This window comes from Lacticaseibacillus casei DSM 20011 = JCM 1134 = ATCC 393 (assembly GCF_000829055.1).
Lineage (GTDB): Bacteria > Bacillota > Bacilli > Lactobacillales > Lactobacillaceae > Lacticaseibacillus > Lacticaseibacillus casei.
Map to the genome: position 1 here is coordinate 2,249,474 of NZ_AP012544.1, position 14,763 is coordinate 2,264,236.

Here is a 14,763-nt window from a genome sequence, read left to right on the forward strand (position 1 = left end):
GGTTTCTAAGCGGGCCCGTGCGCGCTCTGCCTGAATTGTGGTATTCTGATGGCAACCGAATTAAAGTCATTTTTCGAAATGGAGGTCGGGTATGGGGACACAATTGGGTTTTGATTGGCGTCAAATGGTTCATTCGCGGAAGAATCTTGCCTTGGCAGGGCTGTTTGTTGCGGCTTTTATCATTGGCTTTTTTGCTTTGATGTGGACGCATCGTTTGGATGTCGGACAGACGGCACAGGCGACAGCGAATGCGGCGGTGGCTAATTACGCCGAATATAATCTGGACACGTTGAGTAAGTCGCAGAAGCCGTTGTTGGCGAATCTGGACGCGCAGAATTCGGCAACCGGTGTGATTGGCTTGGGAATTAAGCTTGGTGAGCCCGATACAACGCGGAACGGCTTGCTGAGCTTACGCAATGCACAGCTGGCAATGCGGCAGCGGCATTTTAAAGCGATCAACACGATGCCATTGCCGCCGCTTCATCAGCTAAAAGGCGATGTTTTGACGCTCACAAGACTAAAGAATGATGACAAACCTGCCGTTACCGGGGTGACAACCAGCAGTGCTTACATAGTCACTATCTTGCCTTATCTCAGTTGGCTCACCGGCGCAGCGGCTATTTTGCTTGCCTGCGATAGTTGGGTCGAACGGCGGCGCCACCAAACACTGATGACCGCACGTCCGTTAACGGCTGGCGTGGCCGGCAGCAGTCGGCTCCTGACATTAACCGGATTTTATCTGCTTATTCTGGCGGTCGGCTTGCTGGTGATCGTTGCGTTGCCAGCAATGTTTAATGGCCTCGGCGATACTGCCTATCCGCTAGCGGCCATGGGTGAGACCTTACTGCCGCTTTGGCAATATCTTTTGCTGTTCGGTGGTCTGACTCTATTGGCAGGTATCTGGATCATTACTTGTTGCATGTTGATTAACACATGGGTAACAAATGCTTATCTGACAACCTTCATTGTGACCGCAGCTGCTTTATTGCCACTTATGCTGCCGCAAGTCTTCCGCTGGCTTTGGTTCCTCCCTTTGCCGTATCTCGATAGTTACGCCACTTTAAGCGGCACGCTGGTTGACCGGCTCAATCAGCCGCTTGCCAGCGTGGGCGTCGGTGCAGCCCTGTTACTTGGCTGGGCCATCGTCAATCTGGGAATTTTCGGCTATCGCGTTAAAAAGGAGGATGCCTGATGCGCTATTTTCGGTTTCAACTCCACCAACTGCTCACCAACCGCAAAAACTTAGCCGTCATCGGCATTACCTTGGTTGCGCTACTGTGTCAATTTGTCTTTTTTCCACCCAACAACGTGCCTGCCGAGCTGCCGACAAGAAATGCGCTGACTCGCGATCGCGATAAAAATGTGGCTTTTGTCAATGAGCCTCATGGTCCCCTGACAGCTAAGTGGGTACCAGCTACCCGTGAGTTTGCCAACATCGAAACGCGCATGTTAAACGCCCAAAAGCAACAGCACACTCAGGCGTATGTGAAGGCAACCCTGCATTATCTGGCATTTTTAGGTCAAAATGCCGCCAATCCCGATGCCCAATCCAGCCCGTTTCACTATCCGCTTTCCTATTATTTTGAGAATCGCCAGTACCCTGATGCCGACGCGGCCTTTGCCAATGCGACCATGTACCGTTCGCTGGAACCGCTAGCCAAACAAGCCCATCCCGACACGGCCACGGTTCAGCAACAGACTTTTTGGCAAACGCTGTTTCGCGGTGCGGCAGGCGGCTGGCTGACAGCTTTATTGATCGTCACGATTTTGTTTGCCAACGACTTGCTGACGAGCGAACAACGCCATCGCAGCATTGCCCGCTTATTGCCGGTCAGTCCCTGGCACGCTGTCAATACCAAAACATTCACGGTTTTCACAGCATTATCCGGCTTTTTAGTGCTGGCAGTCGCCATCATTGCGGCTTTTGTCATCCCCCAACACGGTCTGGGGTCATTGTCGGCCGCAATTGCGTATTATGCTAAAGATGGCATGTCGATTAAACTGGATCCCTTAGCGCTTGGCATTGCGTTGCCGACGATTCTTGGTCTAACCCTCTTGTTAATGTGGCTGTTCATTCGCCTGAACCTGTTGTGCCAGCTGCTTTTCCATAACGAGTTGGTCGGGCTGGTTGTCAGTGCCTTGTTACTATTTGGGGAGCCACTTTATTTCATGCACGGCATTGCCTTTTCGGTTCCACAAACAGCTTACTATCTGCCTGGTTACATGAATCCGGCGGCAATCGTCAGCGGTTTACAGAATTTTCGTTACGATACGAGTCGCATGAGTCCGCTGGCTGCCGTCGTCGTTATTGGCAGTATGATTCTCATGCTTGAACTCGTGCTGTTCATCGTCACGCATCGCCGGCGCGCCGCCATTATCAAGTAAACGGAGGTCTCACAATGGAACTGCAATTACAAAGTCTCGCTTTGAGTTTTAAAAATAAGCCGCATGTCATTGATAACATCAGTCTCACCATGAGCAGTGGCTCGATTGTGGGCATCGTGGCGCCTAATGGGACAGGTAAAACCACCTTGTTGCGCCTGATCTTGAATGACCTCAAGCCGCAATCCGGTAAGGTTGTCTTAGACGGGCAAACCTATGGCAGTCAAAAGCAAAGCCTTGCGATGCATCGCCAAATGTGTCTTTTCCCGGTTCAAGACGACCTTTATCCCGACTTGTCTGGCAAAGCACATTTGGAATATTATGCGCGGCTTTGGCATAACCGGAAAAAAAGCGTCAAGCAAATCATCACGGCTCTGGATATGCACGATTATGTCAATCAGCCGGTGCGTACCTATTCGATGGGGATGAAACAGCGGCTTTGCTTCGGCATGGTCATGGCCGCAAACACGCCGATCATGCTGCTGGATGAATTCATGAACGGTTTGGACACCATCAACGTCGCGCGCATGTCGCGAATTCTGCGCGGCTTGCGGGCGGAAGGTAAGCTGATCATCACTGTGTCGCACTTATTGAACAATCTGCAGGGCTATGCTGACCTGATCTACTTTATGCGTGATGGTAAAATCATCAAAACGATCGATCAGCACGAGCAGCAGCCGCTGTACATCCAAGTGGCGGCCGACAACGCCAACCGTCTGCCGCGAATGCCATGGCAACATTACCCGAATGGCCTATTGGTTTTGTCGGTTAATGAACTTCCCGGCCAACATTTCAATCAACTGTTGTTGGGACTTGCCGCACATCACATTGCTTTTAAATTGGCGCCGCTGGATCTTGACACTTACTTCAATGAATTTTACGAAGCCGAGCGTTAATTGACAGTTTGTCCTAATGACCCAAAACCGCTTACCCGCGGCTTTCGTTGCTTAATGACAATGATCACGCGGAATTTCGTAAAATGAATTAAGCATATCTGCCTTACATTGGCGCATGTTTCTGCTACAATGGCGTTATTACTTTTCAGGGGGTGCACGAATGGCGTCAGGCTTGGCTGCTAATAAGAAGCTGAAGCATAAAATTTCTGCCGCGGCTTTACTTGTAACACTCGGTGTTGTTTATGGAGATATCGGAACATCGCCGCTTTATGTTATGAAGTCAATCGTTGCCGGAAACGGTGGCATGGGACATTTTGATACCGATTTTTTGGTCGGCTCTGTTTCGTTAATCTTCTGGACCTTGCTCATCATCACGACGATCAAGTATGTTTTGATCGCATTGCGGGCTGACAACAACGGTGAAGGTGGTATTTTTGCCTTGTACACGCTGGTTAGTCCTGCCAGCCATGATCGGCGGGGCCGCTTTGTTGGCTGATGGCATGTTGACGCCGGCTGTGACGGTGACAACGGCGATTGAAGGGCTCAAAGGCGTCCACATCAATGGCAATATTCTGATTGACAATCAGCAACAAGTCATTTGGGTTACGATTTTCATCATCACCTTTTTGTTCTTCATTCAGCGCTTTGGTACTGATCTCATCGGTAAGGCGTTCGGCCCCATTATGTTTGTGTGGTTCACCTTTTTAGGCGTTGCCGGCTTTCTCGCATTGTCAAAAGACTGGTCAATGTTACGCGCCTTGAATCCATACTACGCACTGCGTTTGCTGGTTAGCCCGGATAATAAAATGGGTCTGTTTATTTTAGGCAGCATTTTCCTGGCGACCACCGGGGCTGAAGCGTTGTATTCGGACATGGGCCATGTGGGGCGTGGCAACATATACTTAAGCTGGCCTTATGTTAATATCTGTCTGGTGTTGAACTACTTTGGCCAGGCAGTGTGGCTGGACCGCAATTCGCACGTGACAGCGTTCAATAAAATCAGTGATTTCAACCCGTTCTTTCAGATGTTGCCGGAAAGTATCCGGCTGGGTGCGATTATTTTGGCAACCTTAGCTGCGATTATTGCGTCACAGGCTTTGATTTCCGGTTCTTACACGTTAGTCTCCGAAGCCATTAAACTGCGCTTCCTACCGCGGTTGCACATTGTTTATCCAACCCGGCTTAAAGGCCAGCTGTACATCCCGGTTGTTAACACCATTTTGTGGGTAGCGTGCCTGGCAATCATCGCCTACTTCAAGACCAGCGCCGAAATGGAAGGTGCCTACGGATTGGCCATCACGATTACCATGTTGATGACCACCTTGCTGCTTTATCAATACTTACGGGTCCACCACGCGCCAACTGTGATCGCATTAGGCACCTTGATTTTCTTCGGTGCCATTGAAACGGTATTCTTCATCTCCAGTGCCGTTAAGTTTCTCCATGGCGGCTATGTCACCGCAATGATTGCCTTTGTGATCCTAGCGATTATGTTTGTCTGGCAATACGGCGGTCGGATTCGCGACGACAACACGTACCGGGCAGAAATGGCTTCACTATTCGCTTATAAAAAACAGCTTTCCGAATTACGTAGCGATCCGAACTATCCGACTTATACCACCAATTTGGTGTATATGACCCAGATTGCCAATGACCACTACATCAAAAAAGAAATCCTGTACTCGATTCTGGATAAACGGCCAAAACGTGCCCAGGTTTATTGGTTTGTAACGGTCAACGTTACCGATGAACCTTACACAGCCGAATACACGACTGACACTTACGGCACCGACTACATGGTCAATGTCCAACTGTTCCTAGGCTTCCGGATGGAGCAACAGGTCAACGTTTTCCTGCGGCAGATTGTCAATGACATGATGCGCGAAGGCGAATTGCCAACCCAGCCGCAGAAATACACCACCATCCCAGATCGACAGGTCGGTGATTGGACGTTTGTACTTTTACACGAAGAGCTGTCACCACAGACTCAGATCAAAGGCTTCCAGAAAACCATCATTCAGGCGCGGTTATGGCTCCAGCGTGTGACCGTTTCGCCAGCTCAGTGGTTCGGCCTGGAATATGCCGATACACTCGATGAGACCGTACCGCTTGTGCTTGGGAAGATTCCGATTACCAAGTTAACGCGACTAAGCAGGTCGCAGGTTGATGCTCAGGCGGAAGACGAAGACGATTAAGTCGAAAATCAAATCAAAAAGGTGCACCACAAGTCATGAAGCAAGTTTTACTGCTGACTTGGGTGCACCTTTTTATATGGTCTGAATCGCGATCATTTGACTGCGATTATTTTTACATCGGTCATTACGGATTACGAACGGGCCTTTGCCTTTTTCGTGGCCCGCAACGTTGCCTGGGCTGCGGCCAGCCGCGCAACGGGGACGCGGTATGGTGAGCAGGAAACGTAGCTGACGCCGATGCTGTCAAAGAATGTGACTGAATCCGGATCGCCACCGACTTCGCCGCAGACACCGATTGGCAACTGCGATTTTGTCGCGCGGCCTTTGTCAATTGCCATCTTCATCAACGTGCCAACGCCTTCTGTATCAACCGTTTGGAATGGATCGGCTGGCAGGATTTTCTTTTCCAGGTAGGCTGGCAGGAATGAGCCGACATCGTCACGCGAGTAGCCGAAGGTCAACTGGGTGAGATCGTTGGTGCCGAAGCTGAAGAAATCGGCAGCGTTGGCGATAGCGTCAGCGGTGACACATGCGCGCGGTGTTTCGATCATCGTTCCGACTTCATACGTCACCTGAATGCCTTTAGCTGAGGCCATCTGTTCGATTTCGTTGCTAACCAGTCGGCGTACCCAACGCAATTCGGTTTCCGAGTTAGTGAGCGGAATCATGATATGCGGCGTCACCGTGACGCCTTCATCGGCTATCCGGAAGACCGCATGCATCATCGCCCGAACCTGCATGGCGTAGATGTCCGGGAAGGTAACGGCTAAGCGATCGCCGCGATGGCCTAGCATCGGATTGACTTCTTTCAGCGCCGCCATCCGCTCGCGTAACTGGTTCTGCTCTAGACCCAGCTCATTGGCCACTTCGTTAATTTTGCGTAAGTCATGCGGGAGAAATTCATGTAATGGCGGATCCAGTAAGCGAATTGTGACACTTTTACCTGCTGCCAGACGATATAAATCGTAGAAATCCTGTTCCTGCATTTTCTCTAAGGCAGCCAGCGGTGCTTTGCGGCCTTCCGCATCTTTTGCCAAAATCAGCCGCCGCATTTGCAACAACCGCTCCGGCTGGAAAAACATGTGCTCGGTCCGAGTTAGCCCGATGCCATCTGCACCAAAAGCCAGTGCCTGCTGCAGATCCTTTGGCGTGTCGGCATTGGTGTAAACACCCATCCGACTCGCTGCTTTGGCCCAGTCCAACAAGGTGGCCAGGCTTTCCTTAACCATGGCGGTGGTTGTGATGCGCCCGCGATAAAGGTGCCCGGTTGTGCCATCGACCGATACCCAATCGCCTTCATGAAGCACGATGTCACCAACCGTGGCTGTTTTGGCATGTTCATCGACACTCAGCGCGTGCATCCGCACGACGCCGGTGGCTCCCATGCCGCGGGCAACCACCGCTGCGTGTGAGGTCATGCCGCCGCGAGCGGTGACAATCGCCTGACTGACGATCATCCCTTCAATGTCCTCCGGTGAGGTGTCCTGCCGCATCAAAATAACCTGATGACCGGCTTCGTGCGCGGCTTTGGCCTCCGCAGCGGTGAAGTAAACTTCACCGGTGGCCGCACCGGGTGATGACGGCAACCCGGTGGCCAACACATCATGGGCGGCCAATGCCTGCGGATCAAACTCCGGATGCAACATGTCACTGAGCGATTTCGGCTCAATCCGCATTAAGGCTTCCTGCCGATCAATTAGCCCTTCATTGACCAAATCGACGGCAATTTTAACCGCAGCAGCCGGCGTCCGTTTTCCGTTACGCGCCTGCAAGAGATAGAGTTCGCCGTGTTCGATCGTGAATTCAAGATCCTGCATGTCGCGATAATGCTGCTCCAAAGTCGTGGCGATCGCAGCTAGCTGATCGTAGACTTCTGGCATTTGCTCATGCAAGACCGCAACGGGTTGCGGCGTCCGCACGCCGGAGACAACATCCTCACCTTGGGCATTTAAAAGATACTCACCAAACAAGGCGCGTTCGCCGGTCGCCGGATCACGGGTAAAGGCCACCCCGGTACCGGAATCTTCACCGGCGTTGCCGAAAACCATGGTCTGCACATTAACGGCTGTGCCCAAATCTTCAGGAATATGATTTTCGCGCCGATAAATCACTGCGCGCCGATTGTTCCACGATTCAAACACCGCAACAATCGCCGCTAAGATTTGGGCTTTGGGCGATTGCGGGAACGATTTGCCTGCGTCTGTGTAAAGCTGCTTGAATGCCTGGATAATCCGCTTCAGGTCATCTGTGGTTAAGGCCAGATCAGATGTGTACCCCTTTTCCTGTTTGATCGCGGTCAAAACATCATCAAACGCACTTTCTGATAGGCCGTAGACAACATTCCCGAACATGGCCAGCAGGCGGCGATAACTATCATAGGCGAAACGCGTATCCGCCGTCAGCGTTGCCAGCGCCTGCACGGTTTGGTCATTCAACCCGATATTCAAAATCGTGTCCATCATGCCCGGCATCGAGATCGGTGCGCCGGAACGAACCGAAACCAGCAGTGGCGCGGTCGGGTCGTCGAAACGTTTTCCGGTCGCCTGTTCCAATGCCTGCAAATGCTGATCCAGCTCGGCCAACAAGGCGTCTGACAGACCATGTTGTTGCTGATAGTCGTGGCAGGCCGCCGTTGTCATGGTGAATCCCGGAGGAACCGGTAATCCATGATTCGTCATTTCGGCAAGGTTAGCCCCTTTGCCGCGCAATAAAGCCCGCATCTCCATGTTGCCTTCCGCAAACGCATAGATTTGTTTCATCACAAATCCTCCCATTCGTTAAATATGACGTTATATATGTTCGATATATAATGTATTATTTAGTTCCGAAAAATGCAAGCGTTTACACTCGAAAATTGGCCTATTTCTTTTAATTTTTTTTAAAGCAAAAAAAAAGCTGCTGGTAGTATTCGCCAAACAGCTTATGGGGAAAGGGTTTCAATCAGATATTTAAAAATACGATTCTTGGTAATCTTTCCGATGACATGCGTGTCACCCCGGTTTTGGACTACTGGCAACGAATCAACGTTGTGTTTGAGCAGCAACTTGCTGGCGTCCATAATCGTGGTATCCGCCGTCACGGTGACAACATTGGGCATGCGCGTCATCACGATACTGGCAGGCAGCGTCGTGTCGCGACCAGTAAAGCTGGCCCGCAGCAAATCCTTACGCGAAATCAAACCAACCAAGGCGCCGTCATCATCCAGTACATACAAGGAACCGACATCGGCGATAAAAAGATTGGTCACCGCTTCTTCCATCGAGGTCGTGAGCTTGATTTCCGTTGGTGGAAGCAGGATTTTGGCAATGGCCGTTTTAAACAACGCCTCATTGCCGGCCGGTAAAATGCTGGCACCCTGGTAAGCGTAACCTACTTTAGGCCGGGCATCCAGAATGCCAATCGTTGTCAGCAGACGCAAATCGGCCCGAATCGTGGCCAAACTGATTTTTAACTTGGCCGCTAATGTTTCCCCGGTCATGGGGCTGTCAGCTTTCAACAGCTGAACAATTTTACGTTGACGTTTGGTAAGTTGCGTAGGTGCCCCCTCCTTTTTATAATTAACAGTATAACATTTTTAGGATCTATAAAATCAAACATCGTTGACAAAGATAGTTGCTGGCGATATCCTCATTTCAGGAAGAGGGTTCATTCAATCGCCACGGACTTATCACCCGTAACAAGCGGTAGCACGTGATTTGCAGCTAGCAAACAATGTTTGCTAGCTGTTTTTTCGCAAAAAAACAAGTTACATGGTGCATTGAGCATTGTAACTTGTTCTGCGATACTGATTTTTTAGACAACGCCTAAGCTGCCTTCAAAGCGTTTGTTTTTTAAGAATCTTCAAGTGATCATCAAGTGTATAGACAATCGGCTGCGCATTGCCGATCTCGACTTTGTTGATACCGGCGTCGCTGATGTCTTCCATGTACTTGACCAGCGCCCGCAATGTTGATCCATGGGCCACAATGAGCTGATTCTTACCAGCCATAAGCCGCGGCGCCAACTCGGCACTCCAGTACGGCAGCAAACGCTCACTCGCATCCGCAAGACTTTCACCCCGCGGAATAATGGTGGCCGGGTACTGGTGGTACCGGCGTGAACGACTGGGATGGGCCAGCAACGGCGGATGCGCGTAAAAGCTGCGCCGCCAGCTGGCAACCTGATCCGGGCCAAAAAGTTTGCGGGTCAGGTCTTTGTTGATCCCGCGCAGTGCCCCGTAATGCCGTTCATTCAGCCGCCAACTTTTGGTAATCGGCAGGTAATTCTGCCCGATCTTGTCCTGCACAATGTAGGCAGTCATGATGGCACGTGATAGCACACTAGTATGGACATGATCAAACAGGATCCCGGTTGTCGCGATCTTGCTGCCGGCCTCGGCTGCTTGAGCCTTACCATGCGCGGTTAACCCCACATCGGACCAGCCGGTATAAGTATTTTGTTGATTGGCAATGCTTTCGCCATGGCGTAAAAGGACTAGTTTGACCAAATCTCGACCTCCCTATCTAAACTAGTATAACAATCTCAGCTGAATTAGTGTAGCCTGGCTTGGCAGCAACTGCTTTGCCGCCAAGTCACGAAAATGATAGGCTACTATATATTGAGACAAGCAAGGCGAGCACTGCCTTAGCTTTTAGAAAGAAGGATGCTCATGGCCAAGTCGCTTCGATCGGTCACGATGGTCGAGCTTTTTTATGATTTGATTTTTGCCTATGCTGTTGGTCGCATGGCGCAAACCCTGGCTTTGCCGGTGCATGGCAGGATCGCACCGCAAATAATCGGGGAATTTTTATTGATGCTGCTGGTGTTTTGGGTGATTTGGACTTACCAGACCGTCTTAACCAATCAGTTTTCGCATCCCCAATGGCGCCACAACCTTTTTAGCCTGTTCAACATGTTCTGGATCATTGTTTTGAGCACCGCGATCACCAGCGACCTCGCCACAACCAAGTGGCCGTGTCAACTGAGCACAGCAGTTTTATTTTTGAGCCTAGCAAGCGAATATGGCTTGGTTTGGCGAAGAAATCATGCGACCCTCGCCAAAATATCCGGACTGACACTTGCGACCGGTAGCGTGATCGCCTTGATATCACTTTTTCTAAAACCTTATTCCCTCTCGTTCGCTATCTTTTTTGCGGGAATTATCGGCGCCGCCCTGATGCCATCCCTGGTTTGGCGACCAAATAGAGCCCCACTGACCGATCTCGCCCATTTAAGCGAACGGTACGCGTTACTGGTTTTGTTGATCTTCGGCGAATCGATTATTGGCGTGGCGGACACAGTCTATGCCGGTCTTCCCTTCCCGGCAGCACTTTTCTTCCTGGTCGTCATGCTGTTGTTTGTGGCCTATCAACTCGTCTATGATAACGGCCTCAATCGCCGGCAGAAAAATAGCGGGTTAGCGGTAATCCATCTGCATTATCCACTTATGGCGGCGATTCTCAGTCTCAGTACGCTGATCCACTTATGGTTGGCGCACTCACTTGATCCGCAGTGGTTTGCTTTTGCTATCACCCTCACTTTGGCTGTCTACTATTTTAGCCTCATCGGTTACCTAAGTGCTTACCCGGTCAAGCGGATTGACATTGGCTTCAAGCGCTGGTTCTACTTGGGTTTCTCACTTTTGATCTTCGGCGTTTACAGCTTGATGACATCGGTTATGCCGCTGCCCTTCCTGCTTGGCTTGACCGCCTACCTCCTCGCCGACACGCTTTATCTTTGGCAATTCATCTTACATCCCAATGGACCGACCTATTAGGATGTATAATTAAAGAGTGTAAACCAGTTCACTCTGAACTGATAAATGCATCCAAGAAAGGGGAGCTCCACATGACAACCTATGATGTCACCTTCAACACGGTTGATGGCAAATCACTGATCAAGCGTAACGTCGAAAGCGACCACGAAAATGCCCGAGTTTGGGAAGACGCGGTGGAACGGTTTGACGCTGTTCACCTTTACATCAAAATGAATGACAAGACAATGGTCAGCCTACTGCGGCGAGCCGTGGTCAGAATCGATATGACGGAACTGCCAAGTGATATCGAAAAACGCGCTAATCGACGCGATGAGTTCCGTAATGCCATGTACACACTGAGTCAAATCGGCCTGTAGATGGATTATCGAAACCCAATCATACAGTGACGCGGTTTCGATGATGAATGAACATATGGCTGACTTGCTTAATTCACAAGCACGCCAAAAAAGAATCCGCCTCGGCTCAAAGCCAAAGCGGATTCTTTTTTGCGTCTTAAAGATCTACTGACACCGAAACTAGTCAGCGTAGTTAAAATGGGTTAATGGTGCGTGCTTGACGTCCTCAATGGTCTTGGTTCCGGCAAGCTGCATGATGATTTCAAGTTCGTGGTCAATTTGTTCGAACACGCTTTGAACCCCTTGAGCACCGCCTAAAGCCAAGCCGTAAATAACCGGACGACCAAATGCAACCAGATCAGCACCGGCTGCTAACGCCTTAAAAGCGTGGCTGCCGCGGCGAATGCCGGAATCAAAGATAATCGGAACGCGCTTGTTGACAGCCTTGGCAATAGCCGGCAAAACATCAAAGGAAGCCGGGCCACCATTCAACTGCCGGCCGCCATGGTTAGAAACATAGACAGCAGCTGCACCTGCGCCAATTGCCCGCAAAGCATCTTCTGGTGACTGAATGCCCTTAACGATCACCGGCAAGTCCGTGTACTCCGCAATGCGGCGGACATCGTCTTCACCGATCTTTTGTGCGGCAGAGGCATAAATTTCGCCGATACCCTTACCTTTGCCGTCGCCTTCGGAATACTTTTCCAGGTTTGGCATTGGGATTGGGAATTGGAAGTTATTAATGATATCCTCTTCGCGATAGCCATCAACGGTCGCATCAACGGGGAGGATAATCCCCTTGACACCGGCCTTTTTGGCTTCATCAAGCAAGCTCTTGTTAAAGTCCCAATCCTTGCTCATGTATAGCTGGAACAATTGCGGCGCACCGTTGCCGGCTGCTGCTGTGTCAGCAATTGATGTTGAACTGTAGGTACTTTGGGCCATCAAGCCACCAACTGCAGCCACACCGCGGGCGGTATCTTTTTCACCTTGACTGTGTGCCAGTCCTTGAGCCGCTGTCGGCGCCATCATGACTGGTGTCTTCAAGTCAATGCCCAAGAAGCTGGTCGACAAGTCCGGTGAGTCAATATTCGACAACGCCTTCGGAACAATCTGTGCATGATTGAAAGCCTTGGTGTTCTCGGCTAAAGTCCATTCATCTTCGGATCCGCCAATGACGGCAAATTCAAAATATTCAGTTTTTTCTCTGCATCGCTCTGTTCGTAACCATTAACAACTGTCATGTGTCAAAAAGCCTCCCAAATTGCTTACTTATTAGAACACTTATTAGTGTAACACTTATAATTAGTAAGTAAAGGCGTTTTGCTGATTTTTTGTAAGCGCGAGTCCGCGCGGTTAGAAGCCGGAGTGTAAGCGGCCTTGGGCGTTATGGTCGGGCTTTGACCATTGCGACCAAGGTCCTTACATGCAGGCTTCTGCGCGGGCGAACGCGTTATAGAAAGCGAAAGTCAACAAACTAAGAACCAATAGCAGAACGAAACCCTTTAATTCCTTGAAAATATAAGCCCTTACAAAGAGATCACCCAACTACACCAAACGTCCTGCAAAGCAAAAAAGAAGAAGCCCGCTACTGCGTCTTCTCCTTAAGTAACTATCGGCCGTCTTGTTTCAGCCGTTAATCTTCTTTTTTCCCTTTAGCCTTATCAACCACGTCATTGAACTTTTCGGCAATCTTGTCCTTGGCATCGCTAAGCTTTTCTTTCGCTTCGCCTACCATTTGTTCGGTCTTGCCCTTAGCCTCGGTTGATTCGTCACCAGTCACCTTGCCAGCAGTTTCCTTTACTTTACCGCTAACTTTGTCTTTTGCTGCATCAAAATCTGCCATATGATCAGTCCCTTCTTTTTTACTTACTTTAAGTGTACCAAGTTGACTGATTCGCTGGCTATTATTTTGCTCGTAAAGATATGAATTATTTTTCCGGGTTACCGCCATCCTGATTATCAAATTCGAGTGAAAAAAAGAACCCTCCATATTCATGGAGAGTCCCGCGATCATTTCAAACCTAGTGCCGTGCAGCCGGCCGTTTTTCTTCAGGCGCTGGCGGAATTACCGCCTTACCGCCTTTTTTAATATGCTTATAGTTCACAACCGTTTTGTTCTTTATATCTTCAACTAACGAAGCATCATCAGGTGAAAAACTGTCAATGGTCAGCATCGCTGCATTGGCGTATAGCTTTTCAACGGTTCCTTTGAAACTCAATGGCACATCCTTGGTCTTGCGCACTGAAACTTTGTCGCCTACAACGATATCTTGTGACACACAAAAACCTCCTCTTGAACGCGGTGTTTTGAAACCATCAGTTGGCTGAGAAACATCGCACTGGGACAAAAACTTAAATAAACTAAGTTAAGGTGGGGAGATTCACTTAGTTGCCTGCACCTTGACCTTAATTGGTGCGTTCAGATCAACCGAATCACTGTAATGCTGCAACAAGTAGCGTTGCATGGCTTCACGTGCTTCCTTCTTGGTCATCTGGTGACAGATTCGCGAAGAATCGTGCCGATGACCCCATTTGTCCGTGTATTGACCTACAACTGCATAATCACGAAGATGCGCTGCAAATAACATGATTCCCCTAACCACCTTTTCTAATTGTACCATGACTCGGTACGCGTATTTGTATCACAAGATGCATTTATACACCCTAATCGGTTCCGTTTCAACCACTTCAGCAAAAAAAGATGTTACAGTTGTCCGCAGTTCACGGGACCCCAGTAACATCAATGGTTTAGCGACTATGATTTTTTCTCTTTTAAGAGTCGATTGGCTACCCGACATCTCTTTGAAGCGGCTTGTCATATGTTGTTTCCAGACGATCGCTTTTACTCTGCTTCATTTTATTGAACGCGATAACGGTCCGGCCAATCAAATCCTGCACGTTGAAGCGATCGCGCCTGTCATAATCCAGAATCTTCACGAGCGCCGAGTTTTCGTAACATTTTTCGATTTGGCCGATGAAAGCATGTTCCATATTGCCATTGGCTTGGCACAAAACGGTCATTCCTGTTTTTGCGTGTTTCATCTTAATTGCCTCCTTGTGAGCGTGTGCTGGCTCCTGCGCCAGCGCACGCGTTAATGAATTTAGTTAAGATTATCAACACGAATATCTTATTGTCAACATAGTTATTATTTTATATATAAATATTCATGCTTTCGTCACAAATTGCCGCAGTAGCA

12 protein-coding genes and 2 pseudogenes are annotated in these 14,763 nt (G+C 49.6%); 6 read left to right on the forward strand and 8 right to left on the reverse strand.

The features are described from left to right. The first annotated feature begins 91 nt into the window (after positions 1 to 91). The 4 genes and pseudogenes from LBCZ_RS10850 (at position 92) to LBCZ_RS10865 (ending at position 5,473) form a co-directional block, all read left to right on the forward strand. Positions 92 to 1,192, forward strand: a complete 1,101-nt coding sequence (locus LBCZ_RS10850) for an ABC transporter (RefSeq protein ID WP_025013306.1) — start codon at positions 92 to 94, stop codon at positions 1,190 to 1,192. Beyond that, on the forward strand, positions 1,192 to 2,385 hold the full coding sequence (locus LBCZ_RS10855) for an ABC transporter (RefSeq protein WP_032958847.1): 1,194 nt from the start codon (positions 1,192 to 1,194) through the stop codon (positions 2,383 to 2,385). Before LBCZ_RS10850 ends, LBCZ_RS10855 begins: the two co-directional genes overlap by 1 nt. Positions 2,386 to 2,399: 14 nt before the next feature. After that, positions 2,400 to 3,278, forward strand: coding sequence for an ATP-binding cassette domain-containing protein (locus LBCZ_RS10860; protein WP_025013308.1), 879 nt, complete (start codon positions 2,400 to 2,402; stop codon positions 3,276 to 3,278). Between the two features lie 160 nt (positions 3,279 to 3,438). Further along, positions 3,439 to 5,473, forward strand: a pseudogene (locus LBCZ_RS10865) (KUP/HAK/KT family potassium transporter). Positions 5,474 to 5,604: 131 nt separating this feature from the next. Here the strand turns inward: LBCZ_RS10865 and ppdK are convergent. From ppdK to LBCZ_RS10880, 3 genes are all read right to left on the reverse strand, one after another. Next, positions 5,605 to 8,232, reverse strand: coding sequence for a pyruvate, phosphate dikinase (gene ppdK, locus LBCZ_RS10870; protein ID WP_032958848.1), 2,628 nt, complete (start codon positions 8,230 to 8,232; stop codon positions 5,605 to 5,607). Between the two features lie 161 nt (positions 8,233 to 8,393). Continuing rightward, on the reverse strand, positions 8,394 to 8,981 hold the full coding sequence (locus LBCZ_RS10875) for a CBS domain-containing protein (protein WP_080769610.1): 588 nt from the start codon (positions 8,979 to 8,981) through the stop codon (positions 8,394 to 8,396). A gap of 306 nt (positions 8,982 to 9,287) precedes the next feature. Next, complete coding sequence (locus LBCZ_RS10880) at positions 9,288 to 9,959, reverse strand: 2,3-bisphosphoglycerate-dependent phosphoglycerate mutase (protein ID WP_025013311.1); 672 nt, start codon at positions 9,957 to 9,959, stop codon at positions 9,288 to 9,290. Positions 9,960 to 10,121: 162 nt separating this feature from the next. On the opposite strand from LBCZ_RS10880, the gene LBCZ_RS10885 reads away from it, so the two are divergent. Both LBCZ_RS10885 and LBCZ_RS10890 read left to right on the forward strand, forming a co-directional pair. Further along, positions 10,122 to 11,228 carry a low temperature requirement protein A gene (locus tag LBCZ_RS10885; RefSeq protein ID WP_025013312.1) on the forward strand — a complete coding sequence of 369 codons (1,107 nt, stop codon included), beginning with the start codon at positions 10,122 to 10,124 and terminating at the stop codon, positions 11,226 to 11,228. 71 nt (positions 11,229 to 11,299) lie between these two features. Then, on the forward strand, positions 11,300 to 11,584 hold the full coding sequence (locus LBCZ_RS10890) for a hypothetical protein (protein ID WP_025013313.1): 285 nt from the start codon (positions 11,300 to 11,302) through the stop codon (positions 11,582 to 11,584). A 159-nt stretch (positions 11,585 to 11,743) separates the two neighbouring features. Here LBCZ_RS10890 and LBCZ_RS10895 read toward each other — a convergent pair. The 5 genes and pseudogenes from LBCZ_RS10895 to LBCZ_RS10915 form a co-directional block, all read right to left on the reverse strand. After that, positions 11,744 to 12,807 (reverse strand): annotated as a pseudogene (locus LBCZ_RS10895) (lactate oxidase). A gap of 392 nt (positions 12,808 to 13,199) precedes the next feature. Beyond that, positions 13,200 to 13,409, reverse strand: coding sequence for a CsbD family protein (locus LBCZ_RS10900; protein ID WP_025013314.1), 210 nt, complete (start codon positions 13,407 to 13,409; stop codon positions 13,200 to 13,202). Between the two features lie 178 nt (positions 13,410 to 13,587). Next, on the reverse strand, positions 13,588 to 13,845 hold the full coding sequence (locus tag LBCZ_RS10905; RefSeq protein WP_025013315.1) for a hypothetical protein: 258 nt from the start codon (positions 13,843 to 13,845) through the stop codon (positions 13,588 to 13,590). 102 nt (positions 13,846 to 13,947) lie between these two features. After that, positions 13,948 to 14,154 (reverse strand): hypothetical protein, encoded by a 207-nt coding sequence (locus tag LBCZ_RS10910; protein ID WP_010492293.1) that lies wholly within the window; start codon positions 14,152 to 14,154, stop codon positions 13,948 to 13,950. Between the two features lie 199 nt (positions 14,155 to 14,353). Further along, positions 14,354 to 14,608 carry a hypothetical protein gene (locus tag LBCZ_RS10915; protein ID WP_025013316.1) on the reverse strand — a complete coding sequence of 85 codons (255 nt, stop codon included), beginning with the start codon at positions 14,606 to 14,608 and terminating at the stop codon, positions 14,354 to 14,356. Between the last annotated feature and the right edge of the window lie 155 nt (positions 14,609 to 14,763).